Origin of the sequence: Streptomyces sp. 796.1, assembly GCF_047525675.1 — a bacterium.
Classification (GTDB): Bacteria; Actinomycetota; Actinomycetes; order Streptomycetales; family Streptomycetaceae; genus Streptomyces.
On sequence record NZ_JBLIWA010000018.1, the window covers coordinates 156,202 to 181,170 of the forward strand.

The following is a 24,969-nucleotide window of genomic DNA, read 5'->3' on the forward strand; positions in this document are numbered from 1 at the left end:
CTGACCAGCAGCAAGAGCAGTGAAACGAGCACGGTCAGGGGCATGGCTGACGACCTTTCGCTGAGGGGCTCGACCGGGAAACGCACTCCGCGACGCAGACCGGGCCCGTTCGGCGTTGATAAGTGGGACGGCGTTCCGTATCGTTAAATGGGACGGCGTCCCGCTTATGTGTGTGGGCTGGGTGAGCGTCCTTCGGCGCGCCCTGTGGCCGGCCATGCGGCGTCAACTCCCTTCTTCGTCCCGCTCTCTCATCCCGTCCCGCATCCGTCATCGTTCGGATCTCTGTCGTGGAGGAACACGCTCATGCAGTACCGCACCCTGGGGCGCACCGGCGTCCAGGTCAGCTCGCTCGCGCTGGGCGCGATGAACTTCGGCGCCATCGGGCGCACCACCCAGCAGGAGGCCACTGCCCTCGTGGACGCGGCCTTGGCGGCCGGCATCAACCTCATCGACACCGCCGACATGTACGGCAGCGGCGAATCGGAGGAGATGGTCGGCAAAGCCATCGCCGGCCGCCGCGACGACCTCGTACTGGCCACCAAGGCCGCCATGCCGATGGGCGACGACCGCAACCAGCGCGGCAGCTCCCGCCGTTGGCTGTACACGGCAGTGGACAACAGCCTGCGCCGGCTCGGCGTCGACCACATCGACCTCTACCAGGTCCACCGCTGGGACCCGACCACCAGCGACGAAGAGACGCTGTCGGCGCTGACGGACCTCCAACGCGCCGGCAAGATCCGCTCCTTCGGATCGTCGACCTTCCCCGCCTACCGCATCGTGCAGGCCCAGTGGGCCGCCCGCGAGCACCACCTGGGTCGGTACGCGACCGAGCAGCCCAGCTACTCGATCCTGCAACGCGGCATCGAGAGTGACGTGCTGCCCGTGGCCGAGGAGTACGGGCTCGGCGTGCTGGTGTGGAGCCCGCTGGCCTCCGGCTGGCTCTCGGGCGCGATCCGTGCGAACGCCCCCATCGCCACCAGCCGCTCCACGTTCATGCCCGACCGCTTCGACACCACCACCCCCGCCAACCGGGCCAGGCTCGATGCCGTCGAGCGGCTGGCCGAGGTGGCCGCCGCCGCCGACCTGACGCTGATCCAGCTTGCCCTCGGCTTCGCCACCGCGCACCCCGCCGTGACCAGCGCGATCATCGGCCCGCGCACACTGGACCACCTGCACGCCAACCTCGCCGCCGCGGACACCGTGCTCCCCGCGGACGTGCTCGACGCCGTCGATGCGATCGTCGCCCCGGGCGTCGACCTCGCCGCACACGAGAAGTTCGACACCCCGCCCGCACTGCTCGACCCGGCCCTACGGCGGCGCCGGGCCTGACCCGGACGGGCCGCCGCGCGGAGGGTGGGGCCGGCGCGGGCAGGGTGCGGCCCACGCCTCGCCGGCGGTCGTGCGTGCGCCGGTGAACTACTGGTCGGCGTACTGCGCGGCGAACTCGGGCGTCGGTTCGATGGGAGTGATCACGTCGATCAGCACGCCGTTGGGGTCGGACACGATGAAGTGGCGCTGGCCGAAGTCCTCGCTGCGTATCGCGAGCAGTGGGCGCAGCCCCTCGGCTATGACGAGCCGCTCCCACTCCGCGTCCACGTCGGCGACCTCGAAGTTGAGGAGCAGTCCCTGAGCAGGCACGCGGTGGCCCTCGGGGACGGTGGGGTGGGTGTGGTCCAGGAGCGCGAGTTCGCGCGTGGGGTCGTCAGCATGGCGCATGCTCACGTACCAGTCCGCGGAGAACGTCGTCTCGAACCCCAGCAGGCGCGTGTAGAAGTCATGGGACTCCGCGAGCCGGGCCGTGCCGATCACCGGATAGAAGCTGGTCAGTTTCACGTCAGGACCTCTTTCGCCTACCTTCGGTATGTGAAGAACGGTATTCGCGTACCCTTGGTATGTCAAAGGGTGGCGGGGAAGGGGAACCATGCCGCAGCACGGCGTTCGGGCACGTCAGCGGGAGCAGACCAGGCAGGCGTTGCTACGCGAGGGCAGGCGCAGGTTCGCAGATGAGGGGTATGCGGCCGTGAGCCTGGCGGAGATCGTCAGCGCGGTGGGAGTGACCAAGGGGGCGCTCTACCACCACTTCGCCGGCAAGGCCGAGCTCTTCCGCGCCGTCCTGGAGTCGGTGCAGGCGGAGGTGGGGCAGCGGGTCGCGGCGACCGCCGATGCGCAGCGTGATCCGTGGGACCAGTTCACCGCCGGCTGCCGGGAGTTCCTCGTCGCGACCGCTGCGCCGGACGTGCAGCGGATCATGCTCGTGGACGGGCCGGCCGTGCTGGGGTGGAACCAGTGGCGGGAGATGGACGAGGCGACATCGGCGCGACACCTCGCCGAGGCGCTGACGTCCCTGGTGGCCGCGGAGGTCATCACGCCGCAGCCCGTCGCCCCGCTGGTCCATCTGCTGTCGGGCGCCATGAACGAGGCCGCGCTCTGGCTCGCCTCCTCCACCGACCCGGCCGATCTCGATCGGACCTGGGCGGCGCTGAGCCGACTGCTCGCAGCGCTGCGCGCCTGACCACCCACCGCCCGCCGGCCCCCTATCCGTCGGGGCCGGTGTGCGGGATGGCCGCTCGTGCGGTCCAAGGGCTACGGGCACGGGTCTGCTCCTTCCAAGGGTGTGGGGTCGCGTCGCCGTGGCCGTATGGCGGCGCGGCGGTGTCGGGGTGCCTCGGGGCGAGGCCGGAGCCTGCGGTCGAGCCGTACGTGCTGCATGAGGGGGAGCCTAGGCCGGATTCGCAAGGGTGACGGAGTTGTCCACAGGCGCCTGGTTGTCCACAGGGCGCAGCGGGATTCTTGCGAGGCGTCCACGATGGGGTCATCCGCGGCGGACACGACCGACGAAGCACTCAGAGCAGGCGGTTCCGGGTCGGCCGCGGAGGTCAACACCCTTGATCGGCATGGTGGTTGCCGTGCCGGTCGGGGCGGGGGCAGGCGGCCCGGACTCGTTCGTGCGTCGTGTGGGTGGGGCGTTCAATTCGGGCCCCGCGCCGACGCGGAGTGAGGGGTTCGGGCTGCCCCCGGCCTCGGAAGCGCGGCGCCGCGACGCGTCGCGGCGGGCCGGGCTGACCCGCCGCGGTGCGTTGCCGCGCTGCCGCGGGACTCGATGGCAGACAGGCGCACGAGCAGCCGAGTGGACACAAGGAGACGAGAAGCAGTGAACGAGACGGAAGTGACGGTGGTGGGCAATGTGGCGACGCCCCCTGACTACCGGGAGACGGGTGCGGGCGTGGCGGTGGTGCGGTTCCGCCTCGCGGTGACGGCACGCCGTTGGGATCGGGAGCGCGCCCAGTGGGTGGACGGCGGCACCAGCTTCTACACGGTGCGCGCATGGCGGGGGCTCGCGGCGAATGTGGCCGCGTCCGTCGCCCTCGGCGAACCCCTCATCGTGCGGGGCAGATTGCGCATTCACGAACAGGAGCGGGACGGAAAGAAGTGGTTCTCGGCGGATCTCGACGCCATTGGCATCGGCCACGACCTTTCGCGCGGAACGTCTGCCTTCCGACGGATCACTCAGGTCAAACCGCTGCCCGGCGCCCCTGCTGAACCTTCTTTGGCAGCCGCGCCAACGGGAGTTGAATCCTTTGCGGTGGCCGCGACCGCAGGAGGCGGCTAGGGAGTAAGGGCAGAAATCTCGACTATGGGGACAACATCCCCATGAATCGCAGGGGATTTGTCGATAATCGCGGCCCGTGAACCCTGATTCGGATAACGATTCCGATTCGGATCGGTGAGCGGACCCAGGATCCTGGGGGCCCATGACGGGACCCTACTTAGGATCTTCGTCCTAGCAACGAGTGCTCCCGAGTTTTGAGTTCGCCAGCCAGGCGCCCGCACCCGGTGGACTGCTCGCGCCTGCCCTGGAAGGGAAATCCATGCTTTCTGTCATGAAGCGGGGAACCGGCCGCCTTGCCGCCGCGGCCTTGACCTCCGGGCTGGTCGCGGCGGGTGTGATCGCCCTGGCGGGGCCGGCCGTGGCGGATGACGTGCCCGTGAACCACGGTGGCGCGACGGCGACGCTCGGCGGCCTGACCACCTTCGACCGTGCGGTCATCCGCGAGGACGGCAAGACGGAGCGGATCGGTGCCGGCCTATTCGAGATGTCCGTCGACAATGGCGGCACACTCCAGAGCTACTCCGTTGACATCCACAACACGACACAGGACCAGGCGAAGTACCAGGAAGTGCCGTGGAGCGCCTCCGCATTGCACAACAACCGCAATGCGGGAAAGATCCGCTGGATTCTCCAGCACTCCTACCCGCAGATAAACGACCTCGATCGACTGGCCCGAGCGGCCGGCACGGGCACGCTGAGTGAGAAGACCGCAGCAGCCGGTACGCAGGTGGCCATCTGGCGCTACTCGGACCGGGTGCGGGTGAACGCGGTCGACCGGCAGGCGGAGAAACTCGCTGACTACCTGTACGAGGCGGCGCGGAAGGTCGGGGAACCGAAGGCGTCGCTCACCCTTGACCCGCCCGCGATCGCCGGAAAGCCGGGCGAGCGCATCGGCCCGGTGACCGTGCGGACGAATGCGAGCAGCGTCACCATCGCACCGCCGACGACCACCGTGCCCTCGGGCGTGAAGATCGTGGGCAAGAACGGCAAACCGATCAGCCGGGCGACCAACGGGACCAAGCTCTACCTCGACATGCCGGCGGGTACGCCGGACGGTACGGCCGTGCTCACCGCGGAGGCGGCGACCAAGGTGCCCGTCGGCCGGGTTTTCACGGGCATAGGCCAGCACGCCAAGAGCCAGACGCAGATACTCGCCGGTTCGAGCGAGAGCACCGTCTCGGCGAAGGCCACCGCGAACTGGGCGCAGAACGGGCCCGTACCCGCCGTCTTCGCCCGCAAGAACTGTGCCAAGGGCGGTGTGGACGTCACCGTCGCCAACCGGGGCGACGCGCCCCTGACGTACGGACTGGCGCAGCAGCCGCACACGGTGGCGGCGGGCAAGACCGAGACCGTCGCCGTGCCCGCGGCGGAGGACCAGGCGTACGAGTTCGCGCTCACCGGGCCCGACGGCTACGAGAAGACGTTCGGCGGGGTGCTGCACTGCCTGGCCGGCAGCGCGGCGACACCGACCGCCGGGGCGACCGGCACCGGGGCCGCCGACACCAAGGCCGCCACCGGCAACCGGCCGTCAGCGCAGCTCGGCAAGGCCCCGGTCGGCGCGCCCGAGAGCGCGGCGGCCACCCCGCAGACCGCTGCCGAGGGCGGCGACCTGGCGGACACCGGCAGTGACAGTTCCGTACCGCTGATCGCGGGGGCAGCCGGGGCGCTGGTGCTCGTCGGCGGCGTGACCGTGTTCCTGGTGCGGCGGAAGAGGGCGTAGCCGCCGCAGACGTGAGCGGAGCAAAGCAGACGTGAGCGGAGCAAAGGGGAGCGGTGTCCGGGAGGCGTCCGGGCACCGCGGGCGCGGTCACTGTCAGTGCCGAAGCGTAGTCTTTTGGTGTCCTTGCGTGATCGAGGTGTTCGCGTGGTCGCCGGGTGGTGGCCCCGGATGGGGCGGCGGTGGACACGTGTGGCCTGCTGTCGGTCACGTGCGGTAGTGCGGGAAGGAGCCGGGGCGCAGGGCTGGCGGACGGGGATCATTACTGGTTTTCGCCCAGCTCTACGCGTACGGCAAGATGGTTCTATCTGCCCACTCTCATGATTGCCGGACGGTTTCTCTTGGCTGAGTACATCTACACCATGCGCAAGGCCCGAAAGGCCCATGGCGACAAGGTGATCCTCGACGACGTCAACCTGAACTTCTTGCCGGGCGCGAAGATCGGTGTCGTCGGCCCGAACGGTGCGGGCAAGTCGACCGTCCTCAAGATCATGGCCGGCCTTGAGCAGCCCTCCAACGGTGATGCCTTCCTCGCGCCCGGCTTCAGCGTGGGCATGCTCCTCCAGGAGCCGCCGCTGGACGAGTCCAAGACCGTCTTGCAGAACGTGCAGGACGGCGCCGCCGAGCTGATGGGGAAGCTCAAGCGCTTCAACGAGGTCGCCGAGCTGATGGCGACGGACTACTCGGACGCGCTGATGGAGGAGATGGGCAAGCTCCAGGAGGACCTTGACCACGCCAACGCCTGGGACCTGGACACCCAGCTCGAACAGGCCATGGACGCCCTCGGCTGCCCGCCGGGTGACTGGCCCGTCACCAACCTCTCCGGTGGTGAGCGGCGTCGCGTGGCGCTGTGCAAGCTGCTGCTCGAAGCGCCCGACCTGCTCCTGCTCGACGAGCCCACCAACCACCTGGACGCCGAGTCCGTCCAGTGGCTTGAGCAGCACCTCGCCAAGTACGCGGGCACCGTCGTCGCCGTCACCCACGACCGGTACTTCCTCGACAACGTCGCCGAGTGGATCCTCGAACTCGACCGCGGCCGTGCCCACCCGTACGAGGGCAACTACTCGACCTACCTCGACAAGAAGGCCGCCCGGCTGAAGGTCGAGGGGCAGAAGGACGCCAAGCGCGCCAAGCGCCTCAAGGAAGAGCTGGAGTGGGTCCGCTCCAACGCCAAGGGCCGGCAGGCCAAGTCCAAGGCGCGACTGACCCGTTACGAGGAGATGGCCGCCGAGGCGGAGAAGACCAGGAAGCTGGACTTCGAGGAGATCCAGATCCCGCCGGGCCCGCGACTGGGCAACATCGTGGTCGAGGTCGAGCACCTCTCCAAGGCGTTCGGCGACAAGGTCCTCATCGACGACCTGTCCTTCACGCTGCCGCGCAACGGCATCGTCGGCATCATCGGTCCGAACGGCGCGGGCAAGACCACGCTGTTCAAGATGATCCAGGGCCTTGAGACGGCCGACTCGGGTTCGATCAAGGTCGGCGACACCGTCAAGATCTCCTACGTCGACCAGACCCGCGCCAACATCGACCCGAAGAAGACGCTGTGGGCCGTCGTCTCCGACGAGCTCGACTACATCAACGTCGGCCAGGTCGAAATGCCCTCCAGGGCGTACGTCAGCGCCTTCGGCTTCAAGGGCCCCGACCAGCAGAAGCCCGCCGGCGTGCTCTCCGGTGGTGAGCGCAACCGCCTCAACCTGGCGCTCACCCTCAAGCAGGGCGGCAACCTGCTGCTCCTCGACGAGCCGACCAACGACCTCGACGTCGAAACGCTCTCCTCGCTGGAGAACGCGCTGCTTGAGTTCCCGGGCTGCGCCGTGGTCGTCTCCCACGACCGGTGGTTCCTGGACCGCGTCGCGACGCACATCCTCGCGTACGAGGGCGAGTCGAAGTGGTTCTGGTTCGAGGGCAACTTCGAGTCGTACGAGAAGAACAAGGTCGAGCGGCTCGGTCCGGACGCGGCGCGTCCGCACCGTGCCACGTACAAGAAGCTCACCAGGGGCTGACCACCATGGCGCGACATGTGTACTCCTGCGCGATCCGCTGGTCGGACATGGACGCCTTCGGCCACGTCAACAACGTCGTCTTCCTCCGCTACCTGGAGGAGGCGCGGGTGGACCTGATGTGGCGGCTGGCGACCGAGACCGACGACGAGGCGTTCGAGGGCGGCTCCGTCGTGGCCCGGCACGAGATCGACTACCGCAAGCCGCTCGTGCACCGACACGCGCCGGTCACCGTGGAGACCTGGGTGACCAAGATCGGCGCCGCGTCGCTGACGCTGGCGTACGAGATCAAGGACGAGGACACCGTGTACGTACGGGCCTCCACGGTCGTCGTGCCCTTCGACTTCGAAGCGGGGCGGCCCCGGCGGCTCACGCGGGTGGAGGAGAAGTTCCTGTCGGAGTTCGTCGAGGAGACGCCGGTCAGGGGCAAGCGCAAGCGCGACGACCAGTCGGAGGAGGCCGTCGCCGCATGACGGCGCCAGCGCTCCACTTCGCCGATGCCAGGGAGGCGGCCGATCTCGCCGCCTTCCTGGCCCGGCTGATCCACTACGACCGCGCCGCGGCCGTGCGGGTCCAGGCGACCGGGGCCGGTGCCGCGCCCCGGGCCGGCGGAGTGCTCGCGGTGTTCGGGCGGCCGGCGTCGTTCGAGGTGCTCGCCATCAGGACGGCGACGCTGACACCGGGCCCGGCCGCGCCACCGACGGGTTCCGGACCAGTGGGCTCCGGACCGGCGGGCTCCGGGACGGGGGCGTCTGCCGGGGCGGCGGAGGCAGCCGTGGACGGGGCGTCGGGGGAGTGGGACCGTACGGTCTCGGCCGGCCAGTTCGCCGACGCGATCGACGAGGCGCGGCAGCGGGCTGGGGCGGGGCGGGCCGATGGGCCGACCGGCCTGACGGTGTACGCGCCCGAGCCGGTGACCGGGCCGCCATGGGCCGGCGTGCTGCCGCCCCGCGGTGGCTGGCAGCGGGTGCCGGGGCTGCCGGACCCGGCGGCGGTGCGCGCGATGGTGGCGGCGGCGGTCGCGGAGTTCCGAGCCCGGGACGAGGCGCTGGCGCCGGAGCAGCGTACGCGCGCCGAGCGGGACCGCATCGGCCGGGAGATCTGGTCCCGTACGGTCGGCGACACGCAGTTGCCGTTGCGGGCCCTGCATGCGGCACAGGCGGTGGGGTTCCTGAGGTTCGCCCGCCCCGGGGTGGCCGAAGCGGGACGGCCGCAGCCTTCGGTACTGGCGGCGGCGGGAGTCGCCGCCGCGGCGCACGGCCCGGACGCTGAACCTGGTACCGGCACCGGCCGCGTTTCCACCAGCGGCATCGGCGCCGGCCCCAGCTCCGGCACTGGCGCGGACGTTGATTCCGGCTCCAGCTCCGGCTCTGGAGGGAGTTCCGGCGCCGCCGGGGTGGGGGACTCGGCGTTGGTGTTGTTCGCGGCCCGTGGCTGGTTGCGGCTGCGGACGCCGTACGGCTCGATAGCCGTGCGCACGGGAGGGCTGTCCGGGCTCTCCGTCACTCCGGCGTAAGACGGCAGGACGGCCCCGGGGGCCGGCCGAGCGCGGTCGGCCCCGACGAGTGGGCGAGCCCGACCGGAGCGCAAGGGGGCTCGGCGGCGTCCGGCGTGACGGCCCGGTAGTGGATACACCCCGGCTCCCCCTCCCCGCGACCGGGCGCGGCAGTGACTCGGTGATGCGGTGGGTGTCTCAGGTGGGTTGGGCGTGGTGGGGCGGGGTGCGGCGTGTGGATAGGGTCAACTCATGCTGATGGGGAGGGAGTTGGGTTGTGAGGGAGGTGGTCGTGGAGCGGGACCTGGAGGTGGCGGAGGGGCGCCGGTTGCACGTGTACGACACGGGTGCGGCGGCGGGTGACGCGCAGGTGACCGTGTTCTGGCACCACGGCACGCCGAACGTAGGGGCGCCGCCGGTGCCGCTCTTCCTGGCCGGGCGCCGGTTGGGCGTGCGGTGGATCTCGTACGACCGGCCGGGGTACGGCGGTTCGACGCCGCGGCCGGGGCGGAGCGTCGCCGCGGTGGTCGATGACGTCGTGGCCGTCGCTGATGCGCTCGGTGTGGACCGGTTCGCGGCGATGGGGCATTCCGGTGGTGGGCCGCACGCGTTGGCCTGTGGGGCGTTGTTGGGTGCGCGGGTGGTGGGCGTGGTGAGCGTGGCCGGGTTGGCGCCGTTCGGTGCTGCGGGGATCGATTGGTTCGCCGGCATGGCGAGCGCCGGGGCGCAGTCGTTGCGCGCGGCGGTGGCCGGGCGGGCGGCGAAGGAAGAGTACGAGGCGGCGGCGACGTTCGACCCGCAGATGTTCACGCCGGCGGACCACGCGGCGCTGGCGGCGGAGTGGTCGTGGTTCGAGCAGGTGGTGGAGCCGGCCATGGCGGCGGGCCCCGGCGGTCTGATCGACGATGACCTGGCTTACGTCGCTCCCTGGGGTTTCGACCCCGAGCAGGTCGTCGCCCCGGCCCTGCTCCTGCACGGCGACCGGGACCGCATCGCTCCCAGCGCGCACGCCCGTTGGTTGGCGGATCGCTGCCCCACGGCGGAGTTGCGCATACGACCGGACGACGGGCACATCTCCGTGCTGGCCGGCGCCGAAGGTGCCCTGGCGTGGCTGGCGGGTCATGGGGCTGCGGGCTGAGGAAACGTGAGGGGTCGTTGCCCACGGGCTGGCCGAAGCCCTCGTCGCTGGCCTTGGCCCGCAGCTCAGTCCTTGCTCGCGGTGCCGCCCTCGTCCGCGGGCGTCGCGGGGGCGGAGCCAGAGGCGGTGTTGGCAGCCGAGTCGGGCGAGCCCGAGCCCGAGCCCGCGGTCGTGGGTGGGGCGTGGTCGGGCCAGACGGCGATGTGGTCGGGTTCGAGTTCGAGGAGGACGCGCTGTTCCATGCCCAGGGACTGCGTGTAGTCGGCGGGGAGTTGGAGACGGCCGGCGCGGTCGAGCATGGCGTACTCGCGGGCCACCATCGACTCCTGGCCGGTCTCGGCGTCCACCTCGGTGCGGCGCAACACCTCGGACGAGGTGCGGCCGTCCCGGATGGCGACGGTCCTGCGGACCTCGTTCGCCACCGCCTGGTCGTGCGTCACGATCACCACGGTCGTGCCCAACTCGGCGTTGGCCGTGCGGAAGGCCGCGAAGATCTCCTCGCCGGTGGCGGAGTCGAGTTCGCCGGTGGGTTCGTCGGCGAGCAGTACCGCGGGGGTGTTGGCCAGGGCCACGGCGATGGCGGCCCGCTGCTGTTCGCCGCCGGACATCTGCTGCGGTCGCTTGTCCCGGCAGTGGTCGATGCGCAGCATCTGCAACAGCTCGTCGGCGTGCGCGAGGCGCGCCGCGCGCTGCTTGCCGCGGCCCCGCAACTGCATGGGCAGCACCACGTTCTGGATGGTGGTCAGGTACGGAAGGAGGTTGCGGGCGGTCTGCTGCCAGACGAAGCCGACGATGTCGCGGCGGTAGCGCAGCCGGGCCTTGGCGTCCATGTTGAGCAGGTCGCTGCCGGCGACGGAGGCCGCGCCCGCGGTGGGCACGTCGAGACCGGCCAGGATGTTCATCAGGGTCGACTTGCCACTGCCGGAGGCGCCGACCAGGGCCATCAACTCACCTTCGGACACCAGCAGGTCGAGCCCCTGGAGCGCCTGGACCTCGACGCCGTCGGTGGAGAAGACGCGGACCAGCCGGTCGCAACTGATCAGCGCGTCGTGGCCGTAGGCCGGGCGGTCGCGGTGCGAGGTGGCCCGGCGTTCCAGTTCCGCCAGCGAAGGGACGACCGGCCGGGCATCGCGGGCGGCGACCCGCGCCCCACCCGCAGCCGAAGCGGCCCCCTTCGCGGCCCCACCGGCCCCGGCGCCAGCCCCGGCCCCGGCGGCAGCCTCAGCCCCAGCCGCACCCCCACCACCCGGCACACCGTTCCCACCCGTGCCACGTCCCGTCGGGGTGGCTCCCGTCGCGCGCTGCGACGTACGGTCCTCGCCGCCTCCGCCCGTGCCCGCCGCCGTCTGCGTCATCGCGTCTCTCCCACCCTCAGCTCGGTGTTCTCCTTGCGGCGTCCGCTCCACCACGCCTGTGCCAGCACCACGAGCAGCGCCAGCACCACCACGCCCACCGCGGGGATGAGCAGCGACAGCGCGTCCGCTTGCAGCCGTACGGTGCCCAGTTCGTCGAATCCGGTACGGGCGGACAGCGCCAACCGGGTCAGGTCGAGCCCTGGCGCGAGCAACTGGATCGTGCCGTAGCCCACGAGTGCGCCGCCGCCCGCGGCCAGCAGCGCCTGCGGCAGCGCCTCAAGGACCAGCAGCCGCCGGCCCTGCCGCCGGTTCAGACCCATGGTGCGGAGCCGGGCCAGCAGCGCCGTCCGTTCCGGGGTGGCCTGGAGCAGCGACAGGAGCACGGCCAACGCCGCGTACCCGGCGCCGGCCGTGACCGCCGCCGCGTACAGCCGCTCCGTACCGCCCTGCAACGGCGAGTCGGACAGCGCCGCGTGTTCCTCGGCGCGCACCTTGATGCGCACGTTGCCGCCGGCCTGGCCGGCGGAGCCGTCCTGCGCGCCACCGGCCTTCGCCGCGCCGCCGCCCGAGCCGTCACCCGCACCCGAGCCCGCGCCGTCGCCCGCGCCGGAGCCACCGGTCGGCGCCTCCACCGCGGGGCCCCCACCGGTCGCGGCCTGCACCGTCGCCCGCAGCGCCGCCGCGTCGATGCCGGAGCCGTGGTCGCCGCTGCCCGCCATGAGCAGCGTCGTCGGGGTGGCGCCGGGCAGCCGGTCCGCGCTGACCAGCAGGTAGTTGCTGACCTGGGTGGCTGGCGTGCCCCGGTGGACGGCCGCCACCTGCACGGTGATGTCGCCGGCCAGCGGGCGCAGGTCCTGCGGCCCCTTGCCCATCCGCTTGGCGACGGTGGGGGAGGCGATGGCGGGTACGACGGGGCCGCGCTTGCCGCGCAGCGCGTCGGCCGGGATGCGGTCCGTGCCGACCTTCCCGGCCAGCGCGTTGTACGCGTCCGGGTCGATCACCACCAGGGCGATCTCGTTCCCGTCGTCGTTCAACCGGAGGTCGTACTCGATGTGTGCGGGCAGCACCTGTTGCACGCCGCGCACCGCGCGCAGCGAGGCGGCCAACTCCTTCGGCAGGCTGCGGTGCGCGTCGATGCGGGCGTCGGCGCCGACGGCCAGCAGCGAGGCGCGCTCGCGCGCGTCGGACACCCCGGCGAGCACCGAGCCACCGAAGGAAGCCGTGGTCAGCGCGGTGATCAGGGCCAGCAGGGGCAGCGCGCCGGTCGCCGGGGCGCGGCCGGCGCGGGCCAGCGCGAGGAAGCCGACCACGCCGCGCCGCCGGTTGGCCGGACGGGTGGCGAGCCGCAGCGGCAGCGGGTAGAGGCGGACCAGCAGCATCGCCGCGATCGCGCCGATGAGCACCGGCGCCGCGCTGACCAGCGCGTCCACCTCGCCGTTCGCGGTGCCGCGCTGGCGCAGCGCGACCACGGCGCCGACGGCCAGGACCAGCCCGGTCAGTTCGGCCACCGTGCGCTGCCGCGAGGGTCGTACCCGTACCGCGTCGGTGCGTTCCACGCTGGTCAGCGGGCGGCGGTGGGCGGCGACCGCCCGCACCGGCAGGGCGAAACAGGCCAGTGCCGCCACCGCCGCCGCGGCCAGCAGCGCTGGCAACAGCCGCGCGTCGCGCACCGTCACGACGGCGATCGTGCAGCCCAGCGCCGCGGCCGGCAGGGCGATCACCGAGGTTTCCGCGAGCAGCCGGCGGCCGACGCCGGCCAGCGAGCCGCCGCGGGAACGCAGCAGGGTCAACTCCGCGCGGCGCCGGGCGGCGGCGAGGCCACCGGCCATCAGCAGCACGACCGCGGCGACCGTACCCACCCCGAACGCGGCCACCGCCACCACCGGCGCCACCGCGTCCCGCATCGACCCGAAGTCGGCGACGATGGTGTCGACCTCGGTGCTGACGATGGTGCCGGGACCGGTCGCCTTGCGCAGTTCCACCAGCGCGGGGCCGCTCTCCAGGGAGGCGATCTGCGCGCGCAGCCGCGACACGTCGCGGCCGGTCAACGCGTCCGGATCGTTGGCGAGCCGCCAGAACGTCTCGGGCGCGCCGCTCGCCGCCAGCAGCGCGGGGCCCGCCTCCGGGGCCAGCAGCAGCCCGCCGACCCAGAACTCCTTGGGCGTGTCGCCCGGCGGAGTCACCGAGGCCAGGCCCGGCGCGTTCAGCAGCGGATCCACGGACCAGTACGCCCGCTCGGGCGCCTTCGGGACGAGGATGCCGACCACCTTCGCGGAGAGCGCGGTGGTGCCCGGCGCGTCGAGGTGGATGAGCGAACCGATCCGCAGGTGCAGCGCCTCGGCCGTTTCAGCGGTGACCGCCACCTCGACCTCAAGCCGCTCCGGACCGCGGCCCGTGGTTTCGTCGGTGTCGCTGAACGGGTTGGAGCCGCGCGGCATCCGCCCGGCCTTGACCGTGCTGTGCTCGGTCAGCCCCGACTGGGCCGTCAGCGACAGCTTGGGCGGCAGCCCGTCGGGCCGCGGCAGGTACGCGTCGGTGGCCACCAGCGGCTCGGGCGTGCGCACGCCGTGCGCCGACTGCGCGTCGTCGGTGCGCACCAGGTCGGGCAGCCGCTCGCGCAGTACCCGGTACTGCGCGGCGAGCGGCCCCGGTGCCAGCGCCGCGGCCCGCTCGTGCTGCGGACGCTGCGCGCCGGGCGGACCCGAGGTGATCTGGTACGCGCTGTGCGCCGGTGAGGCGTCGGAGATCTGCTCGCGGATCGCATGTGTCTGGTACGCGTCGATGCCGCGCGGGAAGGCGGCGGCCAGGAACGAAGTCAGCAGCACCAACAGGCCGAGCGCGACCGCGGCCCCCGGAGCGGCCCGCAGCCGCAACCTCACCCACCCCGTCACGACCCGGGCCCGGGCCGGAGCGGGCGCGTCCCCGGTCGGCGTCCGCCGCTCCGTGGGGGGCGCCTCGCCGGCGGGGGACGACGGGGCGGCACTGGCCGGCTGGTTGGCACTGGCCGATGCATCCGTACTGGCCGACTGGTTCGTACTGGCCGATGCGTCAGTGCTGGCTGGCCGATCCGTACGGGCAGGCTCGCTCGTACTGGCCGGTGCGTCCGTACCGGCCGGTCCGTTGGTGCTCACCGATGAGCCGTCACCGGACGAGTCGTCCGTACGTGCCGAGCCGCGCGTTCCGGCCGATGCGTCCGTTCCACCAGACTCGCCCGTACCCGCCGACGCGTCCGTACCGGCAGGCTCCCCCGCACCCGTCAACGCCTCCGCACGCCCCGCCGCATCCGCACGCACCGGGCCGTCCGCGCCCGTCGACGGGCCGTCCGCCGCAGCGGGCTCCACGTCCGTCGACCGGTCGGCCGCAGTCGCCCGCTCCGCCTCCGGCGAGTTCGCCCCAGGTGACTCCACCCCAGGCAACTCACCCTCGGGGCCAGGCCGTTCGGCCGTCCCCGCACCTTCGGCCGCCGTGGGCCGCTCGGCCTCGGCCGGGTCTCTCTCTGGCGTGGGCATGGCCTACTCACCTCCCCGGTGGCGGAGTGTGGCGGCCGGGTCGCCGCGTCGTAGCGCCACCGCCGCGACGATCAGTACGGGTACCGCGGCCACCGCCGCCAGCACCCCGCCGACCTGCCCGAGCGGCAGTTCGACCAGCACCTCGGGAACCGGCTTGGCGGCCTCGCCGGTCAGCACGATCAGCGGGACCACCGCCCGGGTCAGTACGGTGCCGAGGGCCACGCCGACGGCCAGTGCCAGGCCGATGAGCAGGGCCTGTTCGGCCGCCACCATCCGGGCCAACTGGCGGCGCGGGGTGCCGAGGGCGCGCAACACGCCGAACTCCGCGCCGCGTTCGCGCAGCGAGCCCGCCATGCTGACCGCGAAGCCGACCGCCGCCAGCGCCGCGGCCACCAACGCCGCCGCGGCGAGACCGGCCTGCGGGCCGGCGCCGAAGGGGTCGTCGTGGAGTTCGTGGGCGATCTCGGAGCGGGCGATGACCAGCGCCGGATCGACGTCGGGCCGCTGCCGCAGCGCCGTCACCACCGCATCGTCCTTGTCCGGCGCCGGCCGCAACCACCACTCGGTGGGCGGCAGCGACGCGCCGGCGCGGGCGGCCAACACCTGGTTGACGGCGTGGAAGTCGACCAGCAAGGCCCCGCCGTCCCGGTCCGACGCGTCGTCCTGCGGCGCGCCCTCGGGGCCCGCCTCGCCGTCCGCGGGCTCGGTGGCCGTGCCGGCCAGCCGGTCGGCCGCCGCACCGGTGGTGGGCAGACCGCGTACGGCGGCGACGACGCGGACCGAGAGCGACTCGCCCGCCACCGGCACGCTGACCGTCGCGCCGACCTTCGCGCCGCTGGAGTCCAGGAAGCGGTCGGTGGCGACGGCCGTCAGCGCGGCCGGTTGCTTCGGCCAGGGCGCGCCGAAGGTGAACGTGGCGGTGGGCCGGCCCACTTCGGGCACGTCGGGGCGGTGGTGCCCGGTCTCGTACGTGACGGTCAGCGGACGGTCCGCGGTCCGCCGCGGCTGCTGAGCACGCGGCTTGACCTCCACGTCGCCCGGCTGGTCCTCGGCGAACGTGGTGGCGGCCCGCCACCCGAAGTCCGCCGGTACGGAAACCGCCGTGGACTTCCCGCCGGCGGCCACCGCCTCCAGCGCGGTCACCTCGAACCGGTGCCGTTCCTGCTGCGCCGGCTGGACCAGGTCGAGTTCGACCGCGGCCAGCCGCAGCGGCCCGGCCGGCCGGCCGGTGGGCGCGCCGGCCGCCTGCGCGATGCCGGCGACCAGCGCGTGCGGCTTGCCGTCGGCGGGCAGCGCGCCGAGCGAGAGCCGGTACGGGACGCCGTAGCGGTCCTCGACGGTCGCGGTCACGCTGGCGGATGCCTTGTCCGCGGAGCCGGCCGAGGTCTCGTCCCCGGCGGTGTCGCCCTGCTCCTCGGCGGCGTCGCGCGGCGCCGTGAGCACCCCGAGCCGCGCGGTGATGCGCAGCTCGTCCGGGTTGCCGGGCAGCGCGATGCCGGGCCGGTCGCCGCCGGGCTGCGGTGCGACGGCTGACAGCAGCCCGTTGCCGTCCCGGTCGGCGAGGTCGTCGCGGAGCAGCAGGGAGTCCTTGGCGTGCTGGGCGTCCAGCGCCAGCAGCGTCGCGCCGCGCCCGCCCGAGAGCCCGAACTGCACCCGGGCGGCGGGCGCCGCCGCGGCCACGCCCGGCACCGCCTCCAACGCGCCGCCCTGCCCGAACTGCGGGGTGCGGCTGGAGAGCACGCGGACGCCGGCGCCCGCGGCGAAGTCCGCCTGGTCGTCCTGCGACCGCTCCCACGAAGCGCCCTGGCCGACGGCGAACATGCCCATCGCCACGGCGAGTACGAGCAGCAGCACCGGGCCCGCGCCGCGCAGCGGACGGCGGGCGAGTTGCCAGCCGGCGAGCGCGGTGGGCAGGCCACGGCCGCGGGCCGCGCGCCGCTCGGCGATCTTGGCCACCGGCGGCAGCAGCCGCAGCGTGAGCACCGTGCCGGCGAGCAGGGCGAGCGCGGGCGCGGCGACCAGCACCGGGTCCACGCCGAGCGCCCCGCCGTCGCCGCTGAGCACGCCGGAGCCGTCGCCGGCCTGCTGGTCGAGCTGCCAGTAGGCGACGCCGGCGATGACGAGCAGGCCGACGTCGGCGCCGGCGCGCAGCGGCGCCGGCAGGCTGCCGCTGCGGGCGCGGATCACCGAAGGGCCGCTCCGGGCGCGCGCGCCGAGCAGTGCGGGCGCCACCACGGCCGCCGCGCAACCCAGCGCCACGGCGACGCCCACCAGACAGGTTTGCAGGGTCAGCCCGGTGTCCAGGTCGAGTCCGATACGGGCCAACGGGCCGTGTGCGGCGATCAGTTCCATCAGCGGCCCGGCCAGCAGCGGCGCGATCACCACGGCGGGCCCGGCCAGCATTAGCGCCTCGGCCGCGGCGAGCCTGGCCAGATGGGCGCCCGAGCCGCCGCGGGCCAGCAGCAGATCGGTCTCGCCGGCCCGCTCCGTACTGAGCAGCCGCGCCACCAGCAGCAGCGCGTACCCGGCCAGCAGTACCAGTTGCAGCGTGACGATCAGCAGCGTCGAACGGGCGCCGAGGAGCGAGCGGTCCACCTGGTCGAGCACGGTGGGCAGCCCGGTGCTGACCTCGGGGGAGCCGAGCGCGTCGTCCTCGGCCAGTGCGGCCCGGCCGCGCTCGGCCGCCGCCCGCAGCCCGTCCACGTCGTCCGCCCGCACCCCGGAGAAGTCCGCGCTGGCCAGCCACGACACCCCGGCCTGGGTGACCTGCTGGCCGCCGAAGGTGGCCTGATCGGTGAGGAGCGGTCCGTACGTGGTGAACGCCAGCGTGCGGACGCCGCTGCCACCGAGTTCGTCCAGGCGCCAGTACGGGTCGGTGCGGTCCTTGGGCCGGTACACGCCGGTGACCTGGATCTGCACCGGAGGCCCGGAGAGCCGGTCGGCGAGGGTCAGCTTGGCGCCGACCTTCAGCCCGAGCCGGGCCGCCGCGGTCTCCGGGAGCGCGACGGGGACGGTGGTCCTGGCCTTGCCCCCGTCCTTGCCCCCGGCCCCGTCCCCGCCCGTGGCGGGGGTGGTCGGTGCGGCGTCGGGCCAGGCACCGGTGGCCAGCGTGACGCGAGAGCGGTCGAGGGCGGCGAACAGCGTCAGATCGGGCTCGCCCTGCCGGGCGGCGGGCGACTGGAGTTCGCGCGGCAGGGCGTACGGGCCGGAGCGCGTCATCGACCTGAGCGTCACCGGCAGCCCGTCGAAGACCCGCGCCGCGCCGCGCCGTACGGCCTGCTCACCGGCGGCCCGCTCGGCGTCGGGGAGGTCGGTGGCCACCCGCAACGCGGCCGGCGCGGCGGAACGTTCGCGCAGCGTGTGCCGTAGCCCGGCGTCGCCGATGGCGCTGGTGAAGGCGGAGAGCGTGGCCAGCACCGCGGTGGTGAGCAACACGGTCAAGAGCGCGGCGGCCAACAGCAATCGATGCGCGCGGACACGCAGGAACACAAAGCCCGCCACTGAACCCCCCGCGCCGCTTCCCCACCATCGGTCTCGCCGGCCGACGGCGGGCATGGGGTCACCCTGGTCGGGATGACGGGCCTCGGCCTCGGCAGCGTGCCTGGATGTTGTCAGAGAAAGGTGGGGGCTGAAAGCGGTTGCGGTCGGGACTTGATCGGATTGTGACCGAAATTCGATACAGATCGTCCGCTATTCGATACGGAGCGTACGGAAGTGGTCGTTGCTGGTCGCTGGGTCTGCTTGGCACTTGGCGCTTGGCCTGCGCTGTGCCCGCCTTGCGCTTGGCCTGCGGCTGCCCTGCCGCTCGTCCTGTCTCCGTTGCCCGTCCTGCGGCTGGCGTGCGGGGCGCGATCAGGGCGTCCGGCGCGCGTGTGGACCTCGGTGCGACTGGCCTGCGGTGGAATCGGCCGCGACGTGCCCGGCCGTGGTGTGGCCGCCCGCACGCGGCCGACCCGCCGCGCGGTCAGCCCGTACGCGACGGGGTCCGTACGCATCCGGCCCTGTACGCGACCGGCCCGCACGCGACCCGGCCCCGCGCGCGGCCGACCCGGTGGGCGGGCGTGCGGCGCGTCCCGTATGCGGTCACCGCGCGGTACGACCCACCCGCGGCCCGATCGGACCGGGGCCGGGCCGGCAGCGCGGCCCGGTCAGCCCGGGGTGTTGACCATCGAGGCGGCGGCGTACGTCAGGTACTTCCACAACTGCTGCTCGTGCTCCGGGGCGAGGCCGAGCTCGTCCACGGCGTCCCGCATGTGGCGCAGCCAGGCGTCGTGCGCGGCGCGGTCCACGGCGAACGGTGCGTGCCGCATCCGCAGCCGCGGGTGGCCGCGCTGGTCGCTGTAGGTGCGGGGCCCGCCCCAGTACTGCATGAGGAAGAGCACCAGCCGCTCCTCCGCAGGGCCGAGGTCCTCCTCGGGGTACATCGGCCGCAGCAGCGGGTCGTCCGCGACCCCCTGGTAGAAGCGGTGCACCAGCCGCCGGAACGTCTCCTCGCCGCCGACCTGCTCGTAGAAGGTCTGCTCCTGCACCGTGCCGCGCGGAATCTCATTCACCCCTCCATGGTCGCAGATGCCACGGCGGAGGCCGGAGGTCCTAGGCCCCCGCGGGGTCCCCCGCCCGCCCCGCCGCAACCGGGGTCGTACGGGCCGGGCCCCCTGCCACGCGGCCGGCCCGCCGCTGGTGGGCGCGGCTCGCAGCGGCCCCGAACGCGGCTGGGCCCGCCCCACGAGGGAGCGGGCCCAGTGCTGGGTTGCGGTCCGCCGACCGGCGGCCACCGGCCGGGCGGGCCGGGGGTCAGCCCCGGCGCACCGTGATCGTCGTCCAGGCGCCGACGTGCACCCGGTCGCCCTCCTGGAGCGGGATCGGTACGTACGGCTGGATCGGCTCGTCACCACCGTTGATGGTGGTGCCGTTCGTCGAGTCCTGGTCCACCACGGCCCAGCCCCCGTCCGGCTGCGACACCAGCACCGCGTGCTGGTGCGAGACGCCCGGGTCCTCCGGCTGACGGGACAGGTCGATGTCCGGGGCCTCGCCCGTGCTGTGCCGGCGGCGGCCGATGGTGATCTGGCTGCCGGAGAGCGGCAACTGCTGCTCGGGCGAGTACGCGGGCAGGTTGAGCCCGGCGGCCTCGGGGCCGCTGCGGGTCATCATCGCCGTGAAGTACTCGCGGTCGGGCGCGATCACCGCGACCCAGTTGCCGGCCGACGGCTGGCCGCCGCCCGGGCCGCCCTGCTGGTACCCGCCGTCGGGCCGGTAGCCACCCGCGGGCTGCGCCGAACCCTGCGGGGGCTGGCCCTGCGGCGGACCGGCCGGCGGCTGGCCGTGCTGGCTCGGCTGACCCGGCTGGCCGTGCTGACCCGGCTGGCCGGGGAACGGCGGCGGGCCCGGCTGCGGGGGACCGGCGTGCGGAGGGCCCGGCTGCGGCGGCGCCGCGCCCGGGAACTCCCCGTCGCCGGGGAACGGCGGACGCCCGCCCGGAGCGCCCCCGGGGCCCTGCCCCGGAGCGTCCGGGAACGGCCGGGGCGCGGCCGGCGCCGGAGCGCCGGGCGGGGCCGCCGACGCCTCGGGAGCGCCCGGCGGGGAGAGCATCCAGTCGTCGTCGCCCCCGAAGCCACCTGGCGGCGGGCCCGCCGGCCGGCCGTCACCACCGTGCGGACCCGGCCCGTGCGGACCGGGGTTGTGGGGGCCACCGTGCGGACCGCCGGCGTGCGGCGGCAGCGGGGCGGGCGCCTGCGGGTCGCCGGGCCGGTTCGACTGGTGCGGGCCCGGGTAGTCGGGCCCCGGCTGCGGCGGGCCCGGCGGCCGGGAGGACTCGGAACCGTGCGGGTGGGCGGGCTGCCCGTGCGGCTGCCCGGGACCTGGCGGCGGCGGGAATCCGCCACCCTGGCCGGGCTGGCCGGGCGCGGGGGTGGGGCTGTACGGCGTGTACGAGGTCGCCGACTGGGTGATGAAGTTGTAGCGGCACTCCTCGCAGAACGGCGCCTGCGCCTCACGCGGCGTACGGCACTGCGGGCACAGCTCCGCCTGGAAGGTCGCGTCGGGCTGGCCGCCGGGGTAGCCGTAGCCGCCCGGCGCGCCGGGACCGCCGTGCCCGGGACCACCCGGGCCACCGGGCGGGGCGAAGGGGCTGGGGCCGCCGGGAGCACCCGGCGCGCCGGGGCCTCCCGGGCCGCCGGGCGGCGGGAAACCGCCGGGAGCGCCGGGCCCGCCGAAGGCACCGGGCGCACCGGGACCGTCGAACCCGCCCGGGCCGCCGGGACGGTCGTAACCACCCGGCCCACCGGGGCCCGGCCGGCCGGGCCCGCCCTGACCGTCGAAGCCACCGGGCCCGCCGGGACCTGGCCTACCGGGACCCCCCGGGCCGTCGAAGCCACCGGGGCCACCGGGGCCGCCGGGCACACCGGGGCCGTCGAAGCGACCGGGGCCGGGTCCGGGCCCACCGGGACCGTCGAAGCCGCCGGGCCCCGGCTGGCCCGGGTGGGCGGGGGGCGCCGGAGGCTGCGGCACGCCCATCACGCCGGGCGGCGGCGGGGGCGGGGGAACGACGCCGGCGGGTGCGGCCGACATGCGGTGGCCGCACACCTCGCAATAGTCCTCGGCCGACGACTGATGGCCGTTTGGGCAAGTCGGCATGTCGGTGATTCCCCCTCGTGTGCCGTTTCTTGGCGCTGGTGCTGGTGGAGCTGACGGAGCAGGTGGTTCGGGTGCCGGCCCGGGCCGAGGCGGCCGGGGCGCGACGGGTTCGTGCCGCTGTGCAGCGGTTCGCCCCGACCGGCCGGCCGGGTACGCACCGCGTTATTTCTTTACGCGAACGGTCTTGGTGGAACGTGTTTCGAGCGTCATCTCGTCCGCGTCCTCCACCTTGGCCTTCAGTCGCACAGTACCCGTCACCGGGTCCACGACGTCCACCACCTTCGACAGCAGTTTCGCGGTCTCGGCGTTCCCCAGGGAGTCCGCGAGCTGCACCGCGCGCCCCAGTTTCGAGGTCGCTTCGTCCCAGTCACCCGCTTTGCGCGCGTCCAGGCCCTGCTGGATCGCCGCGGCCAACTCGGCCTGCCCCGTGTAGTGCGCGACCTGCCGGTTGATCGAGGTCGACGCCTCCATGTCGGCCGTCCACACGGCCCGTACCAGCCCTTGCGCCAGCGGCTGCGGAGCGCCGCCGTCCGGGCCCGGCAGGACCAACGCCACCCGCGCTGCCAGCATCTCCTGACCGATGCCGGCGGGCGGGACGCGCACCGCCACGTGGTAGTCGCGCGACTCGTCGCCCCACGAGCCGGTCGGGTAGTCGCCGGAGCGCGGTCCCGAGGTGGTGCGGCGGTGGGTGAGGTCCTCGACGCGGGGGGCGACCTGTTTCACGAATGTGACGTCCGTGCCCTGCGGAGTCCAGATGCGCAAAGCGACATCTGCCACTTCTTTCCCCATAGCGGACTCCATGATGCGGCGGAAGTCGGCCGCGAGCTCGGCGGGGTTCGCCACGATGTCCGCGGTGCCCAGCAGGGCCGATGCGATGGCCTTGAGCTCCTTCACCTCCCAGTCGGTGCCGACGCCGCGCGCATCGCAGGTGAACCGCCCGGAGCAGGCGTCCAGGGTGGCCCGCAGCGCCTGCGGCTCCTCGTGCTCGTTGCGGCCGTCGGTGAGCAGGATGCCGTGCCGGATCGCCACGTCCTCGGTGTGCAGCAGTTGGTCGGCGAGCCGCAGCCAGCTCCCGATCGCGGTGCCGCCGCCCGCGCTCAGGGTGCGCAGCGCGTCCTTGGCCGCGGCCCGGGTGCCCGCGTCGGCACGGGCCAGCCGGCCGCCGCCCGGGTAGACCTCGACGGCCTTGTGCGTACCGGCGATCACCGCGAACGCGACCCCGTCCCGCAGCGTGTCGATCGCCGCCGCCGTCGCCTCCTGCGCGTTGTGCAGCTTGGTGGGCGGGTAGTCCATCGAGCCCGAGCAGTCGACCATGACGGCCACCGCCGCGCTCGGCCCCTCCCACCACGGCTGGGCGTCGCGCGGCCCGGCCTGCGAGGGCGCCTGGTAACTCGCGGTGCCCCCGCCGGTCGCGGTGACGGTGACGATCGCGTTCACCTCGCGCCCGCCCTCGGGGAGGAACACGTTCTGGTACACGTCGACCGAGAACCGTGGCCCGTGCGACTTGGCGAAGTTGGCCATCTGATCCGCTCCTTGACGTCCGTGACGCTCCGTTGTGACCCATGAGGATGGGGGCGGACCGGGACGTACGCGCCGACGGCTCCCTGACTGCGTGCGGGTGTCCCCGTTGATCCCCCGTGACGCCGCGGGGGCCCCTCACCCCCGCGGAATTCCGCGCTCCCGCACCGGGCACTGCCCGATCGGGTGCTCCTGTACGAGCCCCGCCGCACCGCGAACGGTGACGCCGGGGCCTTCCCCCGTTCCGCGGCCCGCGGCACCCCCCGGTGCCGGCCGACCGCCGTGGGCCGCAGTGCGCGGCCCACCCTCCTCCTCAGACTGCTCTGAGCTGCCCCGATGCTGATCCGAGTGGCCCCGGATTGTCCAGGGCTGTTCGGAACCGTTCTGAGCTGCCGAGAACTGCTGAGAACTGATCAGTACTGCTTGCTGACTGCCTTGCTGACTGCCGTGGTGCTGCTCGGCGCTGCCGCGAGCTGTTCCGGTGCTGTCTGGCACCGTGCGGCGCTCCGGCGACGCTGCCCGGTGCCCTGCGGGGCTCCCCGTGCTCCGCAGCGCCGCCCAGCGTCGTCCGTCGCGGTTCGCCGCCGTCCGGCGCCTTCAGCGCCGCTCAGTGCGAGGCTGCCCGTCCCGTCGTGATCGGGAACGGCACCACGGCCACCGTTACGTTGTCGTGGCCACCACCTTCCAGCGCGAAGCCGACCAGGCTGCGCGCGCTCTCCATCGGCCGGGCCCGGGCGTCCGCCGGCACCGCGGCGGCCATCTCGGGCGCCGACTCGGCGTAGTTCCACAGCCCGTCCGTGCACACCACGACCACGCCGGGCCGGTCGGGCTTGAACGCGGCGGTGTGCGGCTCGATCTCGTACGCGTCGGCGCCCAGCCACCCCGTGATGGCGTGCGCCCGCTCGTCCGCGTACGCCTCCTCCTCGGACAGCAACCCGGCCGCGACCATCTGCGCCGCCCACGAGTCGTCCTCGGTGAGCCGGGCGGCGGGCGTGGCGCGGTCGTCGGGGACCCAGTACGCGCGGCTGTCGCCGATCCAGCCGACGGTCAGGATGCCGGAGGCGACCACGGCGCTGACGATGGTGCAGGCCGGCGCGTTCTCGTGGCGGTGCGGGTCGCGCTGGGCCGGGCGGGCCTCCAGGGCCAGTGCGCTGACCGCGTCGGCGGCGGCGATGATCGCCTCGTGCATGGCCTGCTGCGGGTGGGTGCCCTGCGGCAGCGCGGTCAGCAGCCGCTCGCCGGCCACCCGCGCGGCGGCGGCCGACGCGTCGTCGGGCCGGGTGGCCGACGACACCCCGTCGCACACCACGGCGACCACCGCCGGCGTACCGTCCGGCAACTCCGCCTCGGAGAGCGCGAACGAGTCCTCGTTGCGGCGGTGCCGCAGCCCGCGGTCGCTGGCGGCGGCGACGAACGCCAACTCCTCTTCCATGTGGTCCCGTTCCCGCGGCTGGGCGTGCCCGCAGTTCTCGCAGTATCCGTCGTCGTCGATGGCGCCGGCCCGGCACTCCGCGCACCGGCGCGGCTCGGTGTCCCGCGGCCCGGCGCCGCCGGCCCCCGCCGGCGCCGCCGACGGCACACCGGAGCCGCGCCCCGGCCCGTCGGCCGCTCCCGCCGAGATGTCCAGTGTGGGCTCGTCCAACTCATCCAGCTCGTTCAGTTCGTTCAGCTCATTTGGTTCGTGGGGGGCGGGTGGTTCGTGCGCGGCGTACGGCTGCTGCGGGTCGTACGGCCCGTGCGGCTGCTGCCCGTGGGACGCGTACGCCCCGTACGACTGCTGGGCCTGGGGCGCGGCCGGCGGGTGGCCCGGCCCGCCGGCCGGGGGCTGTGTGGCGGGGGGCCGTGCGCCGTCGGAGCCCGCTCCGGACCCGGGTACGCCGCCCGCACCTGCCCTGCCGCCCGCACCCGCCCCGCCGGCCGTCGAGTCCCCGCGGGGGGCCGGCCCGGCGGTCGCGGCCGGGCGCACGGTCGGGGTCAGCGCGGGGAAGGCG

The 24,969-nt window shown here is 73.8% G+C and carries 16 protein-coding genes; 8 read left to right on the top strand and 8 right to left on the bottom strand.

From position 1 onward, the window contains the following. Positions 1-303 precede the first annotated feature (303 nt). Entirely contained in the window at positions 304-1,329 is a 1,026-nt protein-coding gene (locus ACMA1D_RS14635; RefSeq protein ID WP_414724389.1) for an aldo/keto reductase, read from the top strand. An 87-nt stretch (positions 1,330-1,416) separates the two neighbouring features. Here ACMA1D_RS14635 and ACMA1D_RS14640 read toward each other — a convergent pair whose 3' ends face one another. Continuing rightward, the gene (locus tag ACMA1D_RS14640) at positions 1,417-1,833 is read right to left on the bottom strand and encodes a VOC family protein (RefSeq protein ID WP_414724390.1); all 417 of its coding nucleotides are present in this window, start codon (positions 1,831-1,833) and stop codon (positions 1,417-1,419) included. An 88-nt stretch (positions 1,834-1,921) separates the two neighbouring features. On the opposite strand from ACMA1D_RS14640, the gene ACMA1D_RS14645 reads away from it, so the two are divergent. From ACMA1D_RS14645 to ACMA1D_RS14675, 7 genes are all read left to right on the top strand, one after another. Beyond that, positions 1,922-2,512, top strand: a complete 591-nt coding sequence (locus ACMA1D_RS14645) for a TetR/AcrR family transcriptional regulator (protein ID WP_414724391.1) — start codon at positions 1,922-1,924, stop codon at positions 2,510-2,512. A 639-nt stretch (positions 2,513-3,151) separates the two neighbouring features. Then, the gene (locus tag ACMA1D_RS14650) at positions 3,152-3,610 is read left to right on the top strand and encodes a single-stranded DNA-binding protein (RefSeq protein ID WP_414724392.1); all 459 of its coding nucleotides are present in this window, start codon (positions 3,152-3,154) and stop codon (positions 3,608-3,610) included. Positions 3,611-3,881: 271 nt separating this feature from the next. Further along, positions 3,882-5,330 (top strand): Cys-Gln thioester bond-forming surface protein, encoded by a 1,449-nt coding sequence (locus ACMA1D_RS14655; RefSeq protein WP_414724393.1) that lies wholly within the window; start codon positions 3,882-3,884, stop codon positions 5,328-5,330. A gap of 338 nt (positions 5,331-5,668) precedes the next feature. After that, entirely contained in the window at positions 5,669-7,333 is a 1,665-nt protein-coding gene (gene ettA / locus ACMA1D_RS14660) for an energy-dependent translational throttle protein EttA (protein WP_414724394.1), read from the top strand. 5 nt (positions 7,334-7,338) lie between these two features. Then, on the top strand, positions 7,339-7,803 hold the full coding sequence (locus ACMA1D_RS14665) for an acyl-CoA thioesterase (RefSeq protein ID WP_414724395.1): 465 nt from the start codon (positions 7,339-7,341) through the stop codon (positions 7,801-7,803). Then, complete coding sequence (locus ACMA1D_RS14670) at positions 7,800-8,846, top strand: hypothetical protein (protein ID WP_414724396.1); 1,047 nt, start codon at positions 7,800-7,802, stop codon at positions 8,844-8,846. The genes ACMA1D_RS14665 and ACMA1D_RS14670 overlap by 4 nt, the downstream gene beginning before the upstream one ends. A 265-nt stretch (positions 8,847-9,111) precedes the next feature. Then, positions 9,112-9,963: an alpha/beta fold hydrolase gene (locus ACMA1D_RS14675; RefSeq protein WP_414724406.1), complete on the top strand. Its 852-nt coding sequence runs from the start codon at positions 9,112-9,114 to the stop codon at positions 9,961-9,963. Between the two features lie 65 nt (positions 9,964-10,028). Here ACMA1D_RS14675 and ACMA1D_RS14680 read toward each other — a convergent pair whose 3' ends face one another. The 7 genes from ACMA1D_RS14680 to ACMA1D_RS14710 all read right to left on the bottom strand — a co-directional run bounded on the left by ACMA1D_RS14680 (position 10,029) and on the right by ACMA1D_RS14710 (position 24,944). Continuing rightward, entirely contained in the window at positions 10,029-11,060 is a 1,032-nt protein-coding gene (locus tag ACMA1D_RS14680; RefSeq protein WP_414724407.1) for an ABC transporter ATP-binding protein, read from the bottom strand. 254 nt (positions 11,061-11,314) lie between these two features. Further along, positions 11,315-14,827, bottom strand: a complete 3,513-nt coding sequence (locus tag ACMA1D_RS14685) for an FtsX-like permease family protein (RefSeq protein ID WP_414724397.1) — start codon at positions 14,825-14,827, stop codon at positions 11,315-11,317. 3 nt (positions 14,828-14,830) lie between these two features. After that, positions 14,831-18,328, bottom strand: a complete 3,498-nt coding sequence (locus ACMA1D_RS14690; RefSeq protein ID WP_414724398.1) for an FtsX-like permease family protein — start codon at positions 18,326-18,328, stop codon at positions 14,831-14,833. A gap of 647 nt (positions 18,329-18,975) precedes the next feature. Continuing rightward, complete coding sequence (locus tag ACMA1D_RS14695) at positions 18,976-19,380, bottom strand: globin (protein WP_349994356.1); 405 nt, start codon at positions 19,378-19,380, stop codon at positions 18,976-18,978. Between the two features lie 241 nt (positions 19,381-19,621). Next, the gene (locus tag ACMA1D_RS14700; protein WP_414724399.1) at positions 19,622-21,460 is read right to left on the bottom strand and encodes an FHA domain-containing protein; all 1,839 of its coding nucleotides are present in this window, start codon (positions 21,458-21,460) and stop codon (positions 19,622-19,624) included. A gap of 162 nt (positions 21,461-21,622) precedes the next feature. Then, a complete protein-coding gene (locus ACMA1D_RS14705) occupies positions 21,623-22,981 on the bottom strand; it encodes a vWA domain-containing protein (protein ID WP_414724400.1) in 1,359 nt (452 codons plus the stop codon). A 604-nt stretch (positions 22,982-23,585) separates the two neighbouring features. Further along, positions 23,586-24,944 (bottom strand): PP2C family protein-serine/threonine phosphatase, encoded by a 1,359-nt coding sequence (locus tag ACMA1D_RS14710; RefSeq protein WP_414724408.1) that lies wholly within the window; start codon positions 24,942-24,944, stop codon positions 23,586-23,588. Positions 24,945-24,969 lie beyond the last annotated feature (25 nt).

Coding starts and splice junctions, on each gene's coding strand:
- ACMA1D_RS14635 (WP_414724389.1), top strand. CDS start 304: ATGCAGTACCGCACCCTGGGGCGCACCGGCGTCCAGGTCAGCTCGCTC.
- ACMA1D_RS14645 (WP_414724391.1), top strand. CDS start 1,922: ATGCCGCAGCACGGCGTTCGGGCACGTCAGCGGGAGCAGACCAGGCAG.
- ACMA1D_RS14655 (WP_414724393.1), top strand. CDS start 3,882: ATGAAGCGGGGAACCGGCCGCCTTGCCGCCGCGGCCTTGACCTCCGGG.
- ACMA1D_RS14665 (WP_414724395.1), top strand. CDS start 7,339: ATGGCGCGACATGTGTACTCCTGCGCGATCCGCTGGTCGGACATGGAC.
- ACMA1D_RS14670 (WP_414724396.1), top strand. CDS start 7,800: ATGACGGCGCCAGCGCTCCACTTCGCCGATGCCAGGGAGGCGGCCGAT.
- ACMA1D_RS14685 (WP_414724397.1), bottom strand. CDS start 14,827: ATGCCCACGCCAGAGAGAGACCCGGCCGAGGCCGAGCGGCCCACGGCG.
- ACMA1D_RS14700 (WP_414724399.1), bottom strand. CDS start 21,460: ATGCCGACTTGCCCAAACGGCCATCAGTCGTCGGCCGAGGACTATTGC.
- ACMA1D_RS14705 (WP_414724400.1), bottom strand. CDS start 22,981: ATGGCCAACTTCGCCAAGTCGCACGGGCCACGGTTCTCGGTCGACGTG.